The 20,471-nt window shown below is 59.9% G+C and carries 17 protein-coding genes and 2 tRNA genes; 8 read left to right on the top strand and 11 right to left on the bottom strand.

The features are described 5' to 3' along the window. The first annotated feature begins 135 nt into the window (after positions 1 to 135). A complete protein-coding gene (locus AC07OG_RS04915) occupies positions 136 to 1,449 on the top strand; it encodes an MFS transporter (RefSeq protein ID WP_060539409.1) in 1,314 nt (437 codons plus the stop codon). Between the two features lie 124 nt (positions 1,450 to 1,573). Here AC07OG_RS04915 and ggt read toward each other — a convergent pair whose 3' ends face one another. The 3 genes from ggt to AC07OG_RS04930 all read right to left on the bottom strand — a co-directional run bounded on the left by ggt (position 1,574) and on the right by AC07OG_RS04930 (position 6,052). Continuing rightward, positions 1,574 to 3,406, bottom strand: coding sequence for a gamma-glutamyltransferase (gene ggt / locus AC07OG_RS04920; protein ID WP_495066366.1), 1,833 nt, complete (start codon positions 3,404 to 3,406; stop codon positions 1,574 to 1,576). Between the two features lie 365 nt (positions 3,407 to 3,771). After that, positions 3,772 to 3,848 (bottom strand) — tRNA-Met (locus AC07OG_RS04925). A 146-nt stretch (positions 3,849 to 3,994) separates the two neighbouring features. Beyond that, a complete protein-coding gene (locus AC07OG_RS04930) occupies positions 3,995 to 6,052 on the bottom strand; it encodes a methyl-accepting chemotaxis protein (RefSeq protein WP_495066367.1) in 2,058 nt (685 codons plus the stop codon). A gap of 332 nt (positions 6,053 to 6,384) precedes the next feature. On the opposite strand from AC07OG_RS04930, the gene AC07OG_RS04935 reads away from it, so the two are divergent. Further along, positions 6,385 to 7,596 (top strand): MFS transporter, encoded by a 1,212-nt coding sequence (locus AC07OG_RS04935; protein ID WP_060539412.1) that lies wholly within the window; start codon positions 6,385 to 6,387, stop codon positions 7,594 to 7,596. A 186-nt stretch (positions 7,597 to 7,782) separates the two neighbouring features. Here the strand turns inward: AC07OG_RS04935 and ychF are convergent, their stop codons facing one another. From ychF to AC07OG_RS04975, 8 genes are all read right to left on the bottom strand, one after another. Next, complete coding sequence (gene ychF / locus AC07OG_RS04940; protein ID WP_060539413.1) at positions 7,783 to 8,883, bottom strand: redox-regulated ATPase YchF; 1,101 nt, start codon at positions 8,881 to 8,883, stop codon at positions 7,783 to 7,785. A 22-nt stretch (positions 8,884 to 8,905) separates the two neighbouring features. Next, positions 8,906 to 9,490 carry an aminoacyl-tRNA hydrolase gene (pth, locus tag AC07OG_RS04945; RefSeq protein WP_046030136.1) on the bottom strand — a complete coding sequence of 195 codons (585 nt, stop codon included), beginning with the start codon at positions 9,488 to 9,490 and terminating at the stop codon, positions 8,906 to 8,908. 169 nt (positions 9,491 to 9,659) lie between these two features. Further along, positions 9,660 to 10,259, bottom strand: a complete 600-nt coding sequence (locus tag AC07OG_RS04950) for a 50S ribosomal protein L25/general stress protein Ctc (protein WP_060539414.1) — start codon at positions 10,257 to 10,259, stop codon at positions 9,660 to 9,662. Positions 10,260 to 10,400: 141 nt separating this feature from the next. Further along, the gene (locus AC07OG_RS04955; protein WP_003171603.1) at positions 10,401 to 11,342 is read right to left on the bottom strand and encodes a ribose-phosphate pyrophosphokinase; all 942 of its coding nucleotides are present in this window, start codon (positions 11,340 to 11,342) and stop codon (positions 10,401 to 10,403) included. A gap of 45 nt (positions 11,343 to 11,387) precedes the next feature. Beyond that, a tRNA-Gln gene (locus AC07OG_RS04960) sits at positions 11,388 to 11,462 on the bottom strand. 36 nt (positions 11,463 to 11,498) lie between these two features. Next, positions 11,499 to 12,350 (bottom strand): 4-(cytidine 5'-diphospho)-2-C-methyl-D-erythritol kinase, encoded by an 852-nt coding sequence (ispE, locus tag AC07OG_RS04965; RefSeq protein ID WP_495066368.1) that lies wholly within the window; start codon positions 12,348 to 12,350, stop codon positions 11,499 to 11,501. Position 12,351: 1 nt separating this feature from the next. Beyond that, positions 12,352 to 12,969: a lipoprotein insertase outer membrane protein LolB gene (gene lolB, locus AC07OG_RS04970; RefSeq protein WP_060539416.1), complete on the bottom strand. Its 618-nt coding sequence runs from the start codon at positions 12,967 to 12,969 to the stop codon at positions 12,352 to 12,354. 4 nt (positions 12,970 to 12,973) lie between these two features. After that, the gene (locus AC07OG_RS04975) at positions 12,974 to 14,698 is read right to left on the bottom strand and encodes a tetratricopeptide repeat protein (RefSeq protein ID WP_495066369.1); all 1,725 of its coding nucleotides are present in this window, start codon (positions 14,696 to 14,698) and stop codon (positions 12,974 to 12,976) included. A 314-nt stretch (positions 14,699 to 15,012) separates the two neighbouring features. Here AC07OG_RS04975 and hemA point away from each other — a divergent pair, with 314 nt between their 5' ends. From hemA to AC07OG_RS05005, 6 genes are all read left to right on the top strand, one after another. Then, positions 15,013 to 16,302, top strand: coding sequence for a glutamyl-tRNA reductase (gene hemA, locus AC07OG_RS04980; RefSeq protein ID WP_060539420.1), 1,290 nt, complete (start codon positions 15,013 to 15,015; stop codon positions 16,300 to 16,302). Further along, entirely contained in the window at positions 16,299 to 17,378 is a 1,080-nt protein-coding gene (gene prfA / locus AC07OG_RS04985) for a peptide chain release factor 1 (protein ID WP_060539421.1), read from the top strand. The genes hemA and prfA overlap by 4 nt, the downstream gene beginning before the upstream one ends. Then, complete coding sequence (gene prmC / locus AC07OG_RS04990) at positions 17,375 to 18,205, top strand: peptide chain release factor N(5)-glutamine methyltransferase (protein WP_060539422.1); 831 nt, start codon at positions 17,375 to 17,377, stop codon at positions 18,203 to 18,205. Before prfA ends, prmC begins: the two co-directional genes overlap by 4 nt. Then, the gene (locus AC07OG_RS04995) at positions 18,199 to 18,954 is read left to right on the top strand and encodes a molybdopterin-synthase adenylyltransferase MoeB (RefSeq protein WP_495066370.1); all 756 of its coding nucleotides are present in this window, start codon (positions 18,199 to 18,201) and stop codon (positions 18,952 to 18,954) included. Before prmC ends, AC07OG_RS04995 begins: the two co-directional genes overlap by 7 nt. Further along, a complete protein-coding gene (gene murI / locus AC07OG_RS05000; RefSeq protein ID WP_060539424.1) occupies positions 18,947 to 19,738 on the top strand; it encodes a glutamate racemase in 792 nt (263 codons plus the stop codon). Before AC07OG_RS04995 ends, murI begins: the two co-directional genes overlap by 8 nt. A 117-nt stretch (positions 19,739 to 19,855) precedes the next feature. Further along, complete coding sequence (locus tag AC07OG_RS05005; RefSeq protein ID WP_495066371.1) at positions 19,856 to 20,374, top strand: acyloxyacyl hydrolase; 519 nt, start codon at positions 19,856 to 19,858, stop codon at positions 20,372 to 20,374. The last annotated feature ends 97 nt before the right edge of the window (positions 20,375 to 20,471 follow it).

Genomic DNA, 20,471 nt, shown 5'->3' on the forward strand with positions numbered 1-20,471 from the left:
CCAACCTTAATTCAACCCGAGTTTTTTTGCGGGGCTGTTTTGTGGCTATGGGACTTTGGTCTAACGGGTTGTCCATGGGCGCTTTTGCGTAGACCATGGGCGCCTTGGTTTATTGCCCGCACCAGAGTTCTTTTCATGACTGCCAACACCGACTCGCGCCCGGCGCCGTTCAACCGCTCGGACTACAAGACCCTGGGGCTCGCCGCCCTCGGCGGGGCGCTGGAAATCTACGACTTCATCATCTTCGTGTTTTTCGCGCTCACTCTCAGCCAGTTGTTCTTCCCCCCGGAAATGCCCGAATGGCTGCGCCTGCTGCAAAGCTTCGGGATTTTCGTCACCGGTTATCTGGCGCGGCCATTGGGCGGCATTCTGATGGCGCATTTCGCCGACCGGTTGGGGCGCAAGAAAGTCTTCAGCCTGAGCATCCTGATGATGGCGCTGCCCTGCCTGCTGATCGGCATCATGCCGACCTACGCGCAAATCGGCTATTTCGCACCGTTGTTGCTGTTGCTCCTGCGCATCTTGCAGGGGGCGGCAGTGGGTGGTGAAGTCCCGAGTGCATGGGTGTTCGTCGCCGAGCATGCGCCGGCGGGGCATCGCGGTTATGCCCTGGGCTTTTTGCAGGCGGGGCTGACCTTCGGCTACCTGATCGGCGCATTGACCGCGACCTTTCTGGCGCAGGCATTTACCCCGGAGCAAATTCTCGATTACGCCTGGCGCTATCCATTCCTGCTGGGCGGCGTATTCGGCGTGATCGGTGTCTGGTTGCGTCGCTGGCTCAGCGAAACCCCGGTGTTCATGGCCATGCAGGCGCGGCGCGAGGCGGCCGGTGAGTTGCCACTGCGTACGGTCTTGCGTGAGCATCGCCTGGCCGTATTACCGGCCATGATCCTCACCTGCGTCCTGACCTCGGCGGTGGTGGTATTCGTGGTCATCACTCCAACCATGATGCAGAAAACCTTCGGCATGACCGCCAGCCACACCTTTGCCCTGAGTGCCTTGGGCATCGTGTTTCTCAATATCGGTTGTGTACTCGCCGGGTTGCTGGTCGATCGTATCGGCGCCTGGCGCACCGTGATGCTGTACAGCCTGTTGCTGCCGCTGGGCATCGGCGTACTTTATTCCAGCCTGATTCTCGGCAGTGACTGGATCGGGCTAGCCTATGCGGTGGCCGGGCTCGCTTGCGGGGTAGTCGGCGCGGTGCCTTCGGTGATGGTCAGCCTGTTCCCTGCGCGGATTCGGGTCTCGGGCATTTCATTTACCTACAACATCGCCTATGCCGCCTGGGCGAGCATTACGCCGCTGTTGCTCATTGGTCTGATGCCATGGAGTCCGTGGATCTGCGTGATGTTCTGCGCAGTGATGGGCGCGGTGGGTGCGGGTAGCGCGGTTTACTTCGCAAACCGAATCCCAAGCGTCGCCGGATGTCCGGCTACCGGCGTGGTGTGAGTGAAGGGCCGTGGCGGCGGAGGCGGGGACGGTGATCGTTGCCCGTGGGAGAATCCATGAGGATTTGGCCTGCATAAAAAAGGGCCTGCCATCCGGTAAGCCCTTTCTCGTTCGTGCATACGACTCAATCCCCTAACGCCTGTCCCTCACGCCGGGGATCGGCGCCCCCCGTCAGCGACGCCTTGCCTTGGGCATCCTTCAGCCGAACGATCGCCTGGGTGCCGCTGGTCATGTCGATCTCGGTCACGACGTGCCCCTTGTCTTTGAGCGCCTGAATCAGCCCCGGGCTGAACTGACCGAGCTCCAGTTCAGTCGGGCCGTTGCGGCTGCCGAAGTTGGGCAGGTTGATGGCGGCTTGCGCATCCAGGTTCCAGTCGAGCAGGCCGATGGTGGATTTGGCGACGTACTCGATGATCTGCGAACCGCCGGGCGATCCGATGGTGGCGAGGAATTCACCGCTCTGGCGATCGAAGACCAGGGTCGGCGCCATGGACGAGCGGGGGCGTTTGCCGGGCTCGACGCGGTTGGCGACTTTCTGCCCGTTTTCTTCGGGGATGAACGAGAAGTCAGTCAGTTCGTTGTTGAGCAGAAAGCCCTGCACCATCAGGTGCGAGCCGAACGCCGATTCGATGGTGGTGGTCATGGACACGGCACCGCCGGCGTCATCGACGGCTACCACCTGCGACGTGGAAATGCGCAGAGGCGAGCGATCCGGCGCGTAGGCCACCTGAATGCCAGGCGGGGTGCCGGGGCGGGCGGTGCCCATGCTGCGTTCGCCGATCAGGGCGGCGCGACTGGCCAGGTAGGTCGGGTCGATCAGGCCTTTGACCGGAACGGGTACGTAGTCGGAGTCGGCCACGTACTGCGCACGGTCGGCATAGGCCAGGCGCTCGGCTTCAGAGATCAGGTGCACGGCTTCAGGTGCAGGTTCGCTACCGGCAGGTGCGCTGGTTTTGACCGGTTTCAGCGCGGCAAGGGCCAGATGCCTGTCGCGAGTCTCCAGGGCCTGCAGCGTGCCGAGGATCTGCGCCAAGGCGATCCCGCCTGAAGATGGTGGTGGCATGCCGCAAACCTGCCAGCGTTTGTAGTCGGTGCACAGAGGTGCGCGTTCCTTCGCCTGATAGCGGCTGAGATCGTTCAGGGAAAGACTGCCAGGGTTGGCGTGGCCCTGCACCTTGGCCACGATTTCCTCGGCGACCGGGCCAGTGTACAAGGCATCTGGACCTTCGTTGGCGATACGTTTGAGCACCGCGGCCAGCGCCGGGTTCTGCAGATTGGTGCCGACTGCCTTGGGGCTGCCATCGGCGTTCAGGAAATACGCCGCCATCTCCGGCGAACGCCGTAAGGACGAGTCTGCAGCAATTAATCGATGCAGGCGTGGGGAAATGGCAAAGCCTTGCCTGGCGAGTTTGATCGCCGGTTCAAACAATTGCGCCCAAGGCAGGCGCCCGTGTTTTCGATGGGCCAGCTCCAGGGCGCGCAAGACCCCTGGCGTGCCCACCGAGCGGCCGCCGATCTGCGCCCGGGTAAACTCCATCGGTTGCCCGTTGGCTTGCAGGAAAAGCTTCTCGGTGGCGCCAGCCGGTGCGGTTTCGCGGCCATCGTAGGTGCGCACGGACTTTCCGTCCCAGAGGACGATCAGTGCGCCGCCGCCAATGCCCGAAGATTGCGGTTCGACCAGGGTCAACACAGCCTGCATCGCAATCGCCGCATCGATGGCCGAACCACCCCGACGCAACATCTCCCGGCCAGCCTCGGCCGCCAACGGGTTGGCCGCTGCCGCCATGTATTTCTCCGCGTGGCGGGTGCGCAGGTCGGTGCGGTAACCGGAGGCGCTTTCCGGTGCGGACGGTAAAGTCGGCGCCGAAGCGTTCTGGCATGCGGCAAGCGTCAGTGCACTGGCGATCAATGCCAGGGCTGACAGGCGAAAGCGGCTCAAATGCAGGGCTGAGAACACGCGGGGCACTCCGTCCGTTGGATAAAGGATCACTGGACTGTATCGGTCGAAAGGGAGGGGTGCAAACCGGCGCAGAAGCCGTCAGAGAATTCCGGTGGCGGCGACGGGGTTTCACAAGGGGTTGGTTGCGTACCTGACAGATCTGGGAACGGGCGTTGCCGGCGGTGTAGGAGCGAGCCTGCTCGCGATGGGCTCAAGAGCGCCGCGTTTAACCAGCTAACACACGTATTCGTTAACGACCATCGCGAGCAGGCTCGCTCCTACAGTCGGCATAAACAGCAGGCATAAACAGCAGGCATAAACAGCAGGCATAAACAGCAGGCATAAAAAAACGGCCTACCTTTCGGTAAGCCGTTTTTAGTACTTGGTGGCTACACAGGGACTTGAACCCCGGACCCCAGCATTATGAATGCTATGCTCTAACCAACTGAGCTATGTAGCCAAGTGGCGCGCATTATTCACCGGTAACGGGGATGCGTCAAGCATAAATCTAAAATATTTCTCTGCGCTTTCAATTGTTTATCAAAATCTGCCCCTGAGCAGCGGCCAAAGCAGCGAAAGCGGCGATCGGAGAGCGGGACACTCGTTTCAACTCAAACGGAATCGCCCGGTGTTGTCGCTCAGTGCCTTGCTGCCATGACTCAAGGTATCCGCTGTCCGGTTCACCGCACGAGCCCCTTCGAGCAAGCGCACCGCGGCTTGGTCGACCTGCTGGATATTGCTGCTGACCTCGTCGGCGGTACAGGCCTGTTCTTCCACTGCCGTGGCGATTTGCGCCAGGGTATCGGTAACGCTTTGCACGGCGCTGGCAATTTCCCCAAGCCGTTCGCCCAGGCCTGTGACCGCGTGGGCATCGGACTCTGCCTGGCCGCAGGCAGCTTCCATCAGGCTGACGGCTTCGTTCACCGTACTGCGCAAACTGTCGACCGTGCCGGCGATTTGCGCGGTCGAAGACTGGGTGCGCTGCGACAGGCTGCGTACTTCATCGGCCACTACCGCAAAGCCGCGCCCTTGTTCACCGGCACGGGCTGCCTCGATGGCGGCGTTCAGTGCCAGCAGGTTGGTCTGCTCGGCAACGCCGCGAATGGTATCGACCACCAGTTGGATCTGCTGCCCCTGCTCACTGACCCGGCCCAATGCCGCTGCCGTCTCGTTCAGGCGGTGATTGAGTTGCTGGATGCTCGCGGTGGTGCGCTGACTGTCACGGCTGCTGTCGGTGGCAATGCGTCGGGTGTGCTGAGCGCTGTCAGAGGCCTGTTCGCAACTGTGAGCCACCCCTTGGGAGGTCGCGGCCAGTTGCGTTGCTGCTGCGGCGATCTGGCTGATCTGCAATTGCTGGGCTTCGACTTCACCCAAGGCACCACTGGAATGATGATTGAGGGTCTGTACTGCGTTGCTCAATTGCAGGGTCTCGTGATCGACCCCCTGCAGGCTGGCGCGTAGCTGCACCACGGCGACATTCAGCGCAGTGCTGATCACTGCAAGCTCATCCCGGCCCTGAACCGCTACCTGCACGCTCAGATTGCCGTCGCGCAAGGCCTCGGCAAGCACGGTGATGCCGCTGGCACTGCGGCGGATCGAAGACTGCAAGCAGGTGAACAGGTAAAGCGCGGCCAGTAGCAGGAGGCTGAACACGCTCGCGACCATCGTGAACTGGCGGATGGCCGAGTCGTGGTAGTAGTTCAGGCGTTGATCCAGCGACTCCAGTGATTGCAGGCGCAAAGCAGCGAGGTCGGCGAGCAGGGCGTCCAGACTGCGCTCGAACTCTTCCGGTCTCAGAGTGATGCTGGCGCCGAACACTCCGTCATCCAGAACCTTGAGGCCTGTGTCGAGGTGTTTGAGGCTGTCACTGTATTGTCCGGCCCAGGTTTGCAGCTCGCTGGGCAGCCGTGCTTCGAGCACGCTAGCGGTTTTAACCATCTGCTCCCGGGCATCACCGATGCGGCTGCGCAAATCACGCAGTTGCAGTCGGCTCTGCAGGGTGAATTGTCCCGATACCACCGACGCCTGACCTACTGCCGCCAGTTGGCCGACCCGTTCGATCAGATCCGGTGCGTGCTGGGTGGAGATCTGCGTCAGCAGATACGTTTCCAGCCACGGCGCCAGGGTCAGGCGATTGTCCATGGCGATCTGCTCGCGCAAGGCGTGCAGGGCGCTCATGGCCTTGGTGAAGCGATCGTAGCCGTCCGGCCACCAGCCGACGTTGCCCAGGCTTTTTGAGTCGAGGCCGTTGAGGGTGCTTTGCAGGGCTTGATAGCGGACCAGGGTTTCGCCTTCGGCGCCTTCTTTTTGCAGGGCGTTGCCCAGCTGTGAATTGGCCTGGGTGACCGCCGGCTGCACTGCATCGAACGCAGCCATGGCGGCGAGGGTGGCTGGCGTTGGTTGTCGATTGGTTTCCGTCGCGCGCCAACGGGCAGCACGGTCACGCTGGGCGGCCAGCAGATTGTCGAGCGCATCGAGGGCGAGCAACTGACGCACGCCGGCCCGTTCACCGGCGATCAGGCTCAGCTTGTCACGATAGTCCAGACCGATCATCCACAGGCTGCCGGCCAGCGGCAGGATAAACAACAGAAACAACAGCTGGAATTTTCGAGCGAAGCCAAAACGCCCCAGTAATCCGATCCCCGGTGATAAAAAAGCCTGCATGCCCCAAGACTCCTCTGGACACCACGCACCATTGGCGTGCGTCGAGGCTGTCGCGCGCTCGACCTGTGCCCTTGTAATAGGCCTCGAAAGTTCACCCGCGCCAGCTCTGTGGGCCGACTCTGTAGCGAAACTTCCCATTCTCGGTCCCCTTTGTGAGGGGCCGCGTTCAAGCAGACAAACAAGGCAAGATTCAGACCATGGCTTTGCGCCACTAGTTACCTCGAAGTGATATTCAAGTTCGTTAGCTGGCTAAGGGGATGGCGCTGCCACGGGGAAAAATGGCACATTGTCGCTCCTGCCCGTTTGCACCCATCTGTTGTACGGAAACTCTCATGGCTATCAGCAACGCCCAGACCGGTTCAGCGCCGGCCACTTCCCAAAGCAGTCCCCTGGTCATGCGCATCATCGGCGCGGTAGCGCTGGCGCACTTGATCAACGACCTGATTCAGTCGGTGCTGCCGTCGATCTACCCGATGCTCAAGGCCAACTATGGCCTGACGTTCACCCAGGTCGGCCTGATCACTCTGACCTTTCAGCTGACGGCCTCACTGCTGCAGCCGTGGGTCGGCTATCACACCGATCGCCATCCCAAGCCGTGGCTGTTACCGGCAGGTACCGTCTGCACGCTGGTCGGGATTGTAATGATGTCGATGGTCGGCAGCTTTGCCCTGATCCTGCTGGCGGCGGGCTTGATCGGAATCGGTTCTTCGACCTTTCACCCGGAAGCTTCTCGCGTGGCGCGACTGGCCTCGGGCGGGCGCTACGGGCTGGCGCAATCGACTTTCCAGGTTGGCGGCAATGCCGGCTCGGCATTCGGTCCATTGCTGGCGGCGGCGATCATCATTCCCTACGGCCAGGGCAACGTGGCCTGGTTCGGTCTGTTCGCGGTGTTTGCGCTGTTCGTGCTCTATCGCATCAGCCGCTGGTACGCCAATCACTTGAACCTGTTCAAGCTCAAGCAGGGTCAGGCGGCGACTCACGGCCTGTCCAGGGGAAGAGTGATCAGCGCGCTGGTGGTGCTCGGGCTGCTGGTGTTCTCCAAGTATTTCTACATGTCCAGCCTCACCAGTTACTTCACTTTCTACCTGATCGAGAAGTTCGACCTGTCAGTGGCCAGTTCGCAGTTGCACCTGTTCCTGTTCCTGGGAGCGGTAGCGGCGGGGACATTCTTTGGCGGGCCGATCGGCGACAAGATCGGGCGCAAGGCAGTGATCTGGTTCTCGATCCTCGGCGTGGCGCCGTTCACCTTGCTGCTGCCCCATGTCGACCTGTTCTGGACCAGTATCCTCAGCGTGGTCATTGGCTTCATTCTCGCTTCGGCGTTCTCGGCGATCGTGGTGTACGCCCAGGAGCTGGTGCCGGGCAATGTCGGGATGATTGCCGGGGTGTTCTTCGGCCTGATGTTCGGCTTTGGCGGGATTGGCGCGGCGTTGCTCGGGTATCTGGCGGATATTCATGGCATCGAGTACGTGTACTACTTGTGCTCGTTCTTGCCGTTGTTGGGGATTTTGGCGATTTTCCTGCCACGTACCAAAAAGACCTGACCCAACAAAAATCCCCCTGTGGGAGCGGGCTTGCTCGCGAAGGCGGTGTGTCAGTTGGTATAACTCTTACTGACACACCGCCTTCGCGAGCAAGCCCGCTCCCACAATGAGTTGGTGGTGTTGCGGGCAAATATTCCAGGCACAAAAAAGCCGCGTATCAAACGCGGCTTTTTCTTGAGCGATGTTTTACACGTTGAAGCGGAAGTGCATCACGTCGCCGTCTTTGACGATGTAGTCCTTGCCTTCCAGGCGCCATTTACCGGCTTCCTTGGTACCGGCTTCACCCTTGTACTGGATGAAGTCGTTGTAGGCGATCACTTCGGCGCGGATGAAGCCTTTTTCGAAGTCGGTGTGGATCACGCCAGCGGCTTGTGGTGCGGTAGCACCCACGCGGACGGTCCAGGCACGGACTTCTTCGACACCGGCAGTGAAGTAGGTCTGCAGGTGCAGCATTTCGTACCCGGCGCGGATCACGCGGTTAAGGCCAGGCTCTTCGAGGCCCAGGGCTTCGAGGAACATGTCTTTCTCTTCACCGTCGTCGAGCTCGGCGATTTCCGCTTCAATCTTGTTGCAGACCGGAACCACCATGGCGCCTTCTTCTTCGGCGATGGCGCGAACCACATCCAGGTGCGGGTTGTTCTCGAAACCGTCTTCAGCGACGTTGGCGATGTACATCACCGGCTTGGTGGTCAGCAGGTGGAAGCCCTTGATCACCGCTTTCTCGTCGGCACCCATGTTCTTCATCAGGCTGCGCGCCGGCTTGCCTTCGGTGAAGTGCGCGATCAGTTGCTCCAGCAGGCCTTTCTGGACCACTGCGTCCTTGTCGCCGCCCTTGGCGTTGCGCGCGACTTTCTGCAGTTGCTTCTCGCAGCTGTCGAGGTCGGCGAAGATCAGTTCCAGGTCGATGATCTCGATGTCGCGTTTCGGGTCGACGCTGTTGGAGACGTGAATCACGTTCTCGTCTTCGAAGCAGCGGACCACGTGGGCGATGGCATCGGTTTCACGGATGTTGGCCAGGAACTTGTTGCCCAGGCCTTCACCTTTCGATGCGCCGGCGACCAGGCCAGCGATGTCGACGAATTCCATGGTGGTCGGCAGGATGCGCTTTGGATTGACGATGGCTGCCAGGGCATCCAGACGCGGATCCGGCATCGGCACGATACCGCTGTTGGGTTCGATGGTGCAGAAGGGGAAGTTCTCGGCCGCGATCCCGGATTTGGTCAGGGCGTTGAACAGGGTGGACTTGCCGACGTTAGGCAGGCCGACGATGCCGCAATTGAATCCCATGGTGTATCCCCTCGGATTAGAGTCAGGCCTTCTGGCTGTGCAGGTTTTTCATCGCGCGGTTCCATTCACCGGCGAGGATATCCGGCAGCACGCCGAGGGCAAAGTCGATGCTGGCATCGAGTTTTTCCTGTTCGGCGCGTGGCGCACGACCCAGGACGAAGTTTGAAACCATACTGGCAACGCCCGGGTGGCCAATGCCAAGCCGCAGGCGATGAAAGGTATTCTGATTGCCCAATTGCGCAATGATGTCGCGCAACCCGTTGTGACCGCCATGGCCGCCGCCCTGTTTGAGCTTGGCGACGCCCGGAGGCAGATCGAGTTCGTCGTGCGCCACGAGGATTTCTTCAGGCTTGATGCGGAAGAACCCGGCGAGAGCCGCTACGGCTTGGCCGCTACGGTTCATATACGTGGTGGGAATCAGCAGACGAACATCCTGACCCTGATGCGAATAGCGCCCGGTCAGGCCGAAATACTTGCGGTCCGCCACAAGGTTCACACCTTGTGCGTTCGCGATGCGCTCAACAAAAAGGGCCCCTGCGTTATGCCGGGTCTGTTCGTATTCAGCGCCTGGATTACCCAGGCCAACGATCAGTTTTATGGCAGTCACGATAGGGGCCCTTCCTTGGAGTGGTGGATAACATCGCCGCAATCTGGGGGTGCGGCGAAAGTGGACGAAAGTTGCTCATTTACCATTATGTAAACTCCGCGTTCTCGCCCGCTTTCTCGCTACGTTCCAGTCCGCGATGTTACTTGATCACTCCAGCGTGCAGAGTGAATTACTCTGCAGCGCCTTCTGCAGCTTCTGGAGCAACACGTGGAGCGTGAACGTTGGCAACAGCCTTGTCGTCACCGTGAGCCAGAGCAACAAACTCAACGCCTTTAGGGGCTTTGAGGTCAGACAGGTGAATGATCGAACCGATTTCGGCGTTAGCCAGGTCGACTTCGATGAACTCAGGCAGGTCTTTCGGCAGGCAGGAAACTTCGATTTCCGAAGTAACGTGCGAGATTTCGCCGCCTTTCTTGGTCGGTGCTTCTTCGTTGATGAAGTGCACTGGAACGATAGCGGTCAGTTTCTGGCCAGCTACTACGCGTACGAAGTCAGCGTGCATCACGTGGCCTTTGGCCGGGTGACGCTGCAGGGCTTTGATTACGACGTTTTGCTTGGTGCCACCAACGTTCAGCTCGATGATGTGGCTGTAAGCCGCTTCGTTTTCGAGCAGTTTGGCAACTTCTTTGGCCAGCATGCTGATGGATTCAGGGGCTTTTTCGCCACCGTAAACTACAGCTGGAACCAGGCTTGCGAGACGACGCAGGCGGCGGCTCGCACCTTTCCCCAGGTCGGAACGCACTTCAGCATTCAGGGTAAAATCGTTCATGTTGTATCTCCAAAATAACCACATTCGCCCCAGCGTTTGCGACCAGCGCTAAAGGCGATATGGGCAAAAAAGCCCCGCCCCGACAGGAATGCCGGGGCGGGGCGCTTTTCGTCAACGAGAGGTTCGAGAAGGGCAGGGCCCTTAGCGGAACATCGCGCTGATCGATTCTTCATTGCTGATGCGGCGAACCGCCTCGGCAACTACCGGTGCGATATCCAGTTGACGGATACGCGCACAGGCTTGTGCTGCAGCGGACAGCGGGATGGTATTGGTTACCACCAGCTCGTCCAGCACGGAATTTTCGATGTTTTCGATCGCCCGACCCGACAGCACAGGGTGCGTACAGTAGGCGAAAACCTTGGCAGCGCCATGCTCTTTCAAGGCCTTGGCCGCGTGACACAGGGTGCCTGCGGTATCGACCATGTCATCGACAAGAATACAGGTACGCCCTTCGACATCACCGATGATATGCATCACTTCAGAGTGATTGGCTTTCTCACGGCGTTTGTCGATGATCCCGAGATCCACGCCCAGGGATTTGGCAACAGCACGTGCACGCACGACGCCACCAATGTCCGGGGACACGATCATCAGGTTTTCGAAGCGCTGATCTTCAATGTCATCCACCAGAACCGGGGAGCCGTAGATGTTATCTACCGGAATATCGAAGAAACCCTGAATCTGGTCAGCATGCAGATCAACCGTGAGAACACGGTCGATGCCGACTACGGTAAGCATGTCAGCCACGACTTTCGCGCTGATAGCCACACGTGCGGAACGCGGACGGCGATCCTGACGGGCATAACCAAAGTAAGGAATAACAGCAGTAATACGAGTAGCCGAGGAGCGGCGGAAGGCATCAGCCATCACTACCAGTTCCATCAGGTTATCGTTGGTCGGAGCGCAAGTCGGCTGGATAATGAAGACGTCTTTACCGCGGACGTTTTCATTGATCTCGGCTGTAATTTCGCCGTCGGAAAACTTACCGACAGAAATGTCACCGAGAGGGATATGCAGCTGACGTACGACACGCCGAGCCAGATCGGGGTTAGCGTTCCCCGTAAAGACCATCATCTTGGACACGCGCAGTACCTAGAGGCTGAGGGTAACCTGGATGAGTATAGAAAATGGCAGGGGCGGCTGGATTCGAACCAACGCATGGCAGGATCAAAACCTGCTGCCTTACCGCTTGGCGACGCCCCTGTATCTGTTGCAACGATTACCCAGTAATCGGTTCCTTTAGAGCAGACTTTGAAGCTTGCGATGCAACATCGAAATGTTGCTTCCTTTTGCTACAAAACCTGTAAGGGTCTCTGTAAGAAGGGCCGAGACTTTATCAGCTTCAGCTTTGCTTGGGAAGCCCCCAAACACACAACTTCCAGTTCCGGTGAGTTTTGCTTCGGTAAATTTACCTAACAAATTCAAAGCGTTACGTACCTCTGGATAACGCCTTGTTACCACCGGCAAGCAGTCATTTCGACTGTTTCCCTTGGGAACGGGGCGCACTTTAATGGGCGGCGAGTTACGTGTCAACAACGGATCGGAAAAAATTTCTGCCGTACTTACAGATACTTGCGGTACCAGCACCAGATACCACGGTTCTTCCGGGTCCACAGGGGTCAGTTTCTCCCCGATACCTTCGGCGAAAGCGGCGTGGCCACGCACGAAAACCGGGACGTCGGCGCCGAGGGTCAACCCCAGGGCGGCCAGTCGATCCTCATCCCAACCCAGTTGCCATAGATGGTTCAGTCCGAGCAATGTCGTAGCGGCATTCGAGCTGCCGCCACCGATGCCGCCGCCCATGGGCAGGATTTTCTCGATCCAGATATCGACACCCAGCGCACACCCGGATTGTTCCTGAATTTTTTTCGCGGCCTTGACGATCAGATTGCTGTCGTGGGGGACGCCTTCGAACTCGGTGTGCAGGTGAATGACGCCGTCATCGCGCAGGGCGTAGGTGATTTCGTCGCCGTAATCGAGGAACTGAAACAGCGTCTGCAATTCGTGATAGCCGTCTTCACGGCGACCGGTGATGTGCAGCATCAAATTGAGTTTTGCCGGAGAGGGCAGAATCAGTCGATTGTCCGGCATGTCATTGCCCCAGTTTGCGCGGTTGCCAGGTCTTGATCACCAGGGTGACGTCAAGATCGGTGCCGTGCAGCTTGATCCGCTCGGGCAGCCAGTAACCATTGAGCTGAGTGTATTGGGTGTATTCCACCTTCCAGCCATCCTGTTCCAGGCCGGCCAGGCGACTGTCGGCATCCAGGGTCAGGCGACTCTTGCTGTCAGGCGCGGGAAGTCCGCGGACCCACCAGGCCAGGTTGGACACCGGCAGCTTCCAGCCCATCTGTTCCTCGAGCAGGACTTCCGGGGTCGCAGCCTCATAGCGGCCCTGGTTGGCAACTTCCAGCGAAACCTTGCCCGGGCGTCCGGTCAGTCGAGCCGCGCCACGACCCAGCGGGCCGGAAAGGCGGATGTCGTAGTAATCCTGGCGCTGCAGCCAGAACAGCGTGCCGCTGCCTGAATCCTTGGGCGCGCGAATGCCGATCTTGCCGTCGATCTGCCAGCCATCAAGGCCCGCAAGTTGGTCTTTGTGCTCGCGCCATTGGGCGGGGTTACCATGACCCTCGACCGATTCACGGGCACCGAAACCCGCGCAACCGGCGAGCAGGGCGATGAAGCTGAAAACGATAATGTGGCGCAAAAACATGATTTTAAAGAGTCTCTGATCCGGTCAGGCGTTTGATGGTGCTGCGTAGCGCAGGGCTGTCAGGCTGGTCCTTGAGGAATTTGCCCCATATTTGCCTGGCTTCGCGCTGTTTGCCGTTGGCCCACAGGACTTCACCCAGGTGAGCGGCGACTTCCTGGTCGGGGAAGCGTTCCAGGGCTTGGCGCAGCAGGCGTTCGGCTTCGTCAAGATTGCCCATGCGGTAATTCACCCAGCCAAGGCTGTCGAGTACCGCCGGGTCTTCCGGAGTGATCCGGTGTGCCTGTTCGATCAAGGCTTTCGCTTCGGCATAACGGGTCGTACGGTCAGACAGGGTATAGCCGAGGGCGTTCAACGCCATGGCATTGTCCGGGTCGCGCTTGATGATCAGGCGCAGGTCTTTTTCCATTTGTGCCAGATCATTGCGCTTTTCCGCCTGCATGGCTCGGGTGTAAAGCAGGTTCAAATCATCCGGGTATTGTTGCAGGGCTTGTTCCAGGACTTTCCAGGCCTTGTCGCCCTGGTTGTTGGCGGACAGGGTTTCGGCTTCGATCAGGTACAGCTGGATCGCGTAATCGGGCTGTTCTTCGCGCTCTGTCGCCAGCTTGCTTTGGGCTTGGGCGGTCTTGCCGTTGTTCATGAGGATATCGGCCTGGCGCAATTGCGCCGGGAGGAAATCGTTGCCTGGGCCGACCTGGTCGTACTCGATCAGTGCGCCCTGCGGGTCATTGCGTTCCTCGGCGATTCGACCGAGATTCAAATGCGCCGAGTCGACGTGGCTGTCCCGCGCGATCAAGTCTTGCAAATAGCCCTTGGCCTCGTCCCAGGCCTTGGCTTCCAGGCAGACCAGTGCCAGGGAGTAACGCAAATCGTCGTCCTCCGGATACTGCTGGACCAGGCTCGAGAACTCGACCTTGGCGTCATCCATGCGGTCCTGCTCAACCAGCATGCGCGCATAAGTCAGGCGCAGGCGCTTGTCGTCCGGATACTTCTTGATGCTTTTTTTCAGTAGCGGCAGGGCTTCGTCGCCGCGATCCAGGGATTGCAGCAGGCGTGCACGCAACAGGATCGGCGCGATTTCGTCGTCTTCGGGTGGATGGTCTTCCAGCAGGGCCAGCGCACCCTTGGGGTCACCGTCCTGTTGCATCAGCAATGCCTTGCCGAAAATCAGCTGACTGTTGTTCGGGTGGCGCAGCAACAAATTGTCGAAACTTTTCATCAATCCGTTGCGGGTGTCCTGGTCGGTGTCGGCCGCAGACAGCGCAAGGAAATCGAAGTGGGTGTCGCCCTTGCCTTGCAGGACTTTCTCCATGTAGACCATGGACTCGTCATAGCGCCCCGCACGCGCCAGTTGCACGGCTGCGGCCCGTTGCGCCTCAAGGTCATCCGGGGCGTTTTTCGCCCAGATCAGTGCAGTGTCCAGGGCGGGCTGATCGGCGCCCAGGTACTCGGCAATGCGAAATGCCCGCTCGGAGATGCCCGGGTCCTGGGTGTTGATGGCCTGGGTCACATAGTTGTCCAAAGCCAGGTCGTAACGATTGCGCTGGCCAGCCAGTTCCGCGCTTAGCAGGCTGAAGACGGTATCTGCGCTGAACGAGCTATAGACCTTGGGCTTTTCAGGGACCGGGGTGCTGTCTTCTACCGGCGCAGCACCGTCCGGCGCCACGGGTGCCAAAGCCTGGCAGCCGCTGAGGAAGACAAAAGCGAGGAGCAACGCGGAGGATCTATTCATATAAGAGGAGGACGACTAACCTGCGGTCGGATCATCATGACACAAGCTTTCGGCCAAACATAACCGCCCCGGCATTTTCCAATGTGTAGGAGCCGGCTTGCCGGCGATAGTCGTTAGAGAAGAGGTGTTTTTACGGTAAAAGCGCGGGGCCTGTCAGTTCATCGCTTGCAAGCCAGCTCCTATAGGGGGTCAGGTAAACGAGAACCGCTCGCAAACCAGGGAGTCGTCTACCGGGGCAATAGATATCGAGTAGTTGTTCTCAATGTGTCGAAGTAGGACAATTGCCGGCTTCACGTCACCATCAGCGACTTTGAATGGCCTTCCTTGCACTCGGTATTAACCACAAGACTGCTTCAGTAGACGTCCGCGAGCGCGTGGCTTTTACCCCTGAGCAGCTGGTTGAGGCCCTGCAGCAGCTCTGCCGACTCACCGACAGCCGCGAAGCTGCGATCCTCTCCACCTGCAATCGCAGTGAACTTTATATAGAACAGGATCACCTGTCGGCAGATATCGTGCTGCGCTGGTTGGCCGAATATCATAAGTTGAGCTTCGAAGAGCTGCGCGAAAGCGCCTATGTTCACGAAGATGATGCGGCAGTTCGTCACATGATGCGGGTGGCCTCCGGGCTCGATTCGCTGGTGCTGGGTGAGCCGCAGATTCTCGGCCAGATGAAGTCGGCCTATGCCGTCGCCCGCGAGGCCGGCACCATCGGGCCATTGCTCGGGCGGCTGTTCCAGGCCACCTTCAATGCGGCCAAGCAGGTGCGCACCGATACCGCCATCGGCGAAAACCCGGTGTCCGTGGCGTTTGCCGCCGTCAGCCTGGCAAAACAGATTTTCAGCGACCTGCAGCGCAGTCAGGCCCTGTTGATCGGCGCCGGTGAGACCATCACCCTGGTTGCCCGTCATCTGCATGACCTTGGCGTAAAGCGCATCGTGGTCGCCAACCGTACCCTGGAGCGCGCGAGCACCTTGGCCGAGCAGTTCGGTGCCCATGCGGTACTGCTGTCGGACATTCCGGCGGAGCTGGTGCGCAGCGACATCGTCATCAGTTCTACCGCCAGCCAGCTGCCGATTCTGGGCAAGGGCGCGGTGGAAAGTGCCTTGAAATTGCGCAAGCACAAACCGATTTTCATGGTCGATATCGCCGTACCGCGCGACATCGAGCCAGAAGTCGGCGAGCTGGACGACGTTTACCTCTATAGCGTCGACGACCTCCATGAAGTGGTCGCCGAGAATCTCAAAAGTCGTCAGGGCGCAGCCCAGGCGGCGGAAGAGATGGTCGCGGTCGGTGCCGAAGATTTCATGGTCCGCCTGCGCGAATTGGCAGCGGTGGACGTGCTCAAGGCCTATCGTCAACAGAGCGAACGCCTGCGCGACGAAGAGCTGCAAAAGGCCCAGCGCCTGCTGGCCAACGGCAGCAGCGCCGAAGAGGTGCTGGTGCAACTGGCTCGCGGCCTGACCAATAAACTGTTGCACGCACCGAGCGTGCAGTTGAAAAAGCTCTCTGCCGAAGGTCGCCTGGATGCGCTGGCGATGGCCCAGGAACTCTTTGCCCTCGGTGAGGGCCCATCGGATAGCTTTTCGGATAAAAAACCGCAATGAAAGCGTCACTGCTCAATAAGCTGGACATCCTCCAGGACCGTTTCGAGGAACTGACCGCCTTGCTTGGCGATGGCGAGGTCATTTCCGATCAGAATAAATTCCGCGCCTATTCCAAGGAATACGCGGAAGTCGAACCGATTGTGGCTGCCTATAAACAGCTGCTCAAAGTGCAGAGCGACCTCGAAGGTGCCCAGGCACTGCTCAAGGACAGCGACCCGGACATGCGCGAAATGGCCGTGGAAGAAGTCCGCGAGGCCAAGGAGCAGTTGGTCACTCTGGAAGCCGATCTGCAACGCCTGCTGCTGCCCAAGGATCCGAATGACGGGCGCAACGTGTTTCTCGAAATCCGCGCCGGTACTGGCGGTGACGAGGCGGCGATTTTCTCCGGCGACCTGTTTCGCATGTATTCGCGTTATGCCGAGCGTCGCGGCTGGCGCGTGGAAATCCTCTCGGAGAACGAGGGTGAGCACGGCGGCTATAAAGAAGTCATCGCCCGGGTTGAAGGCGATAACGTCTACGGCAAGCTGAAATTCGAGTCCGGCGCGCATCGCGTGCAACGGGTTCCGGCGACGGAGTCCCAAGGGCGCATCCATACCTCGGCCTGCACCGTGGCGGTGCTGCCCGAGCCGGATGAACAGGAAGCCATCGAGATCAATCCGGCAGACTTGCGGATCGACACTTACCGCTCCTCCGGTGCTGGCGGCCAGCACGTCAACAAGACCGATTCGGCGATCCGCATCACCCACTTGCCGTCCGGTATCGTGGTCGAGTGCCAGGAAGAGCGTTCGCAGCACAAGAACCGTGCCCGGGCGATGTCCTGGCTGTCGGCCAAACTCAACGACCAGCAGACCAGTGCCGCCGCCAACGCGATTGCCAGCGAGCGCAAGTTGCTGGTCGGTTCCGGTGACCGCTCCGAGCGTATCCGCACCTACAACTTTGCCCAGGGCCGGGTCACCGATCACCGGGTCAACCTGACGCTGTATTCCCTCGACGAAATCCTCGCCGGCGGAGTTGATGCGGTGATCGAACCGTTGCTGGCCGAGTACCAGGCCGATCAGTTGGCGGCAATAGAATGACGATCATTGCCAGCTTGTTGCGCGCTGCCGATTTGCCCGACTCGCCCACGGCGCGCCTGGATGCCGAACTGTTGTTGGCCGCGGCACTGGGCAAGTCCCGCAGTTTCCTGCACACCTGGCCCGAACGCATCGTCCCGAGCGAGGCTGCGCTGACGTTTGCCGAGTACCTGCAGCGTCGTCGTGGCGGTGAACCGGTGGCCTACATCCTCGGGCAACAAGGTTTCTGGAAACTCGATCTGGAAGTGGCGCCACATACGCTGATCCCGCGTCCCGACACCGAACTGCTGGTGGAAGCCGCTCTGGAACTGTTGCCGGCCACCCCCGCCAAAGTGCTCGACCTTGGCACCGGCAGCGGCGCGATTGCCCTGGCCCTGGCCAGCGAGCGACCGGCGTGGAAAGTCACTGCCGTGGACCGGGTGCTGGAAGCTGTCGCCCTGGCCGAGCGCAATCGCCAGCGTCTGCACCTGACCAACGCTACGGTGTTGAGCAGTCACTGGTTCAGCGCCCTGGTGGGCCAGCGTTTTCAATTGATCATCAGTAATCCGCCGTACATTGCGTCTGCCGATCCTCATCTGGTGGAAGGTGATGTGCGCTTCGAACCGGCCAGCGCCCTGGTGGCGGGCGTCGACGGGCTCGACGATTTGCGTCTGATCGTCGCCCAGGCCCCGGATCACCTTGAAACCGGAGGCTGGCTGATGCTCGAACACGGTTACGATCAAGCCGGGGCAGTGCGCGACTTGCTGCAGAGCCGCGGTTTTGAAGAGGTCCACAGCCGCACCGATCTGGGCGGTCACCAACGCATCAGTCTGGGGCGCCTGCCGTGCTGAATGATCAGGAATTGCTGCGCTACAGTCGGCAGATTCTGCTGCAACACATCGACATCGACGGTCAGATGCGACTCAAGGAAAGCCGCGTGCTGATCGTCGGGCTGGGTGGCCTGGGCGCGCCAGTGGCGTTGTACCTGGCTGCCGCCGGAGTGGGTGAGTTGCATCTGGCGGACTTCGATAGCGTCGACCTGACCAACCTGCAGCGCCAGATCATTCACGATACCGACAGCGTCGGCATGAGCAAGGTCGATTCGGCGATCAAGCGCCTGAGCGCGATCAACCCCGAAATCGGCTTGATCGCCCATCGTGCGGCACTCGACGAAGACTCCCTGGCCGCTGTCGTGGCTGGCGTGGATCTGGTCCTCGACTGTTCCGACAATTTCTCCACCCGCGAAGCGGTCAACGCCGCTTGCGTGGCGGCACGCAAACCGCTGGTCAGTGGTGCGGCGATTCGCCTTGAAGGGCAGTTGTCGGTGTTTGACCCGCGTCGCGAGGAAAGTCCGTGCTACCACTGTTTGTATGGGCATGGCAGTGAAGCCGAATTGACCTGCAGCGAAGCAGGCGTGGTCGGGCCGCTGGTGGGGCTGGTCGGCAGCCTGCAAGCCCTGGAAGCGTTGAAGTTGCTGGCCGGTTTCGGCGAGCCGCTGGTGGGGCGCCTGTTGCTGATCGACGCACTGGGCACGCGCTTTCGAGAGCTACGGGTCAAGCGAGATCCGGGCTGCAGCGTCTGTGGGTCGAAACATGCGTGAAGCGCCGATCGGCGTGTTCGACTCCGGCGTCGGCGGGCTCTCGGTACTGGCCGAGATCCAGCGTTTACTGCCCAGCGAGACGCTGATGTACGTCGCCGATTGCGGGAATATTCCCTACGGTGAGAAAACCCCGGAATTTATCCGACAGCGTTGCAGCGTGATGGCGGATTTCTTTCGACAGCAGGGTGCCAAGGCCCTGGTGTTGGCCTGCAATACGGCAACCGTTGCCGGCGTCGCCGACTTGCGGCGCGACTATCCGCAATGGCCCATCGTCGGCATGGAGCCTGCGGTCAAGCCGGCCGCCGCCGCGACCCGTAGCGGCGTCGTCGGTGTGCTGGCCACCACCGGCACCTTGCAGAGCGCCAAGTTCGCCGCGTTGCTTGATCGTTTTGCCACCGATGTGCGGGTTATCACCCAACCCTGTCCCGGTCTGGTCGAACTGATCGAGAACGGTGACCTGCACAGCGCGGCCCTGCGTCAGTTGCTTGCCGGTTACGTCGAGCCGCTGCTGGCCGCCGGCGCTGACACCCTGATCCTGGGCTGCACTCATTATCCGTTCCTCAAACCGCTGCTCAAACAGATGATCCCCGAAGACATCAGCCTGATCGACACCGGTGCCGCTGTCGCCCGGCAGTTGCAGCGCTTGCTCAGCGAGGGCGATCTGCTCGCCGACGGGCCTGCACGTCCAGCACAGTTCTGGACCAGTGCCGACCCTGCACATTTCAGAAATATCTTACCAATACTGTGGAATACGTCCGGCATTGTGCGTAGCTTCGACAGGTAGGCACATTCCGGGGGAAAGTAAAGTCGGAGTGAACTCCTGATTGAGCGCCGACTTCTATAGCTTTGATTGCTGGGCACCAAAAAACCATACGAAATCGTTCGGAAAGGGAAGTTTCTAGTGAAGCGACTATTCTGCTTGGCCGCGATTGCGGCCGCACTAATGGGGCAAAGTTTTACCGCGCAGGCGACAGGTGTTGAGTTCTCGGTTGGCCAGACCGGCGAATCAACCATGACTTACCGCCTGGGCATGCAATCGGATTGGGACCAGAGCTGGTTACAGAGTGATGTCGGTCGTTTGACCGGCTACTGGAGCGGCGCCTACACCTACTGGGATGGTGAGGAGACCTCGAGTAACCACAGCCTGTCGCTTTCCCCGGTGCTGGTTTACGAATTTGCCGGTGACGGCGTCAAACCCTATGTCGAATTCGGCGTCGGCGTAGCGTTGTTCGCCAGTACCGAAGTCGAAGGCAACGAGCTGGGCAGTGCCTTTCAGTTCGAAGACCGTTTCGGTGTCGGGCTGCGCTTTGCCGGTGGTCATGAAGTGGGTGTTCGTGCAACTCACTATTCCAACGCCGGGATCACAAGTCCAAACGATGGTATAGAAAGTTACGCGTTGCACTACACCATGCCGCTGTAAGACGAGACTCGATTAAATGTGGGAGCGGGCTTGCTCGCGAAAGCGGATTAACATTCAACACTGATGTGACTGACACACCGCTTTCGTCGCAACGCCG

This window comes from Pseudomonas sp. GW821-FHT09H03 (assembly GCF_059415945.1).

Excerpts from the sequence above, each read along its gene's own strand:
- AC07OG_RS04915 (WP_060539409.1), top strand. The coding sequence starts at position 136 with ATGACTGCCAACACCGACTCGCGCCCGGCGCCGTTCAACCGCTCGGAC.
- AC07OG_RS04930 (WP_495066367.1), bottom strand. The coding sequence starts at position 6,052 with ATGCAGGCTTTTTTATCACCGGGGATCGGATTACTGGGGCGTTTTGGC.
- AC07OG_RS04935 (WP_060539412.1), top strand. The coding sequence starts at position 6,385 with ATGGCTATCAGCAACGCCCAGACCGGTTCAGCGCCGGCCACTTCCCAA.
- ychF (WP_060539413.1), bottom strand. The coding sequence starts at position 8,883 with ATGGGATTCAATTGCGGCATCGTCGGCCTGCCTAACGTCGGCAAGTCC.
- AC07OG_RS04950 (WP_060539414.1), bottom strand. The coding sequence starts at position 10,259 with ATGAACGATTTTACCCTGAATGCTGAAGTGCGTTCCGACCTGGGGAAA.
- ispE (WP_495066368.1), bottom strand. The coding sequence starts at position 12,350 with ATGCCGGACAATCGACTGATTCTGCCCTCTCCGGCAAAACTCAATTTG.
- lolB (WP_060539416.1), bottom strand. The coding sequence starts at position 12,969 with ATGTTTTTGCGCCACATTATCGTTTTCAGCTTCATCGCCCTGCTCGCC.
- AC07OG_RS04975 (WP_495066369.1), bottom strand. The coding sequence starts at position 14,698 with ATGAATAGATCCTCCGCGTTGCTCCTCGCTTTTGTCTTCCTCAGCGGC.
- hemA (WP_060539420.1), top strand. The coding sequence starts at position 15,013 with ATGGCCTTCCTTGCACTCGGTATTAACCACAAGACTGCTTCAGTAGAC.
- prfA (WP_060539421.1), top strand. The coding sequence starts at position 16,299 with ATGAAAGCGTCACTGCTCAATAAGCTGGACATCCTCCAGGACCGTTTC.
- prmC (WP_060539422.1), top strand. The coding sequence starts at position 17,375 with ATGACGATCATTGCCAGCTTGTTGCGCGCTGCCGATTTGCCCGACTCG.
- murI (WP_060539424.1), top strand. The coding sequence starts at position 18,947 with ATGCGTGAAGCGCCGATCGGCGTGTTCGACTCCGGCGTCGGCGGGCTC.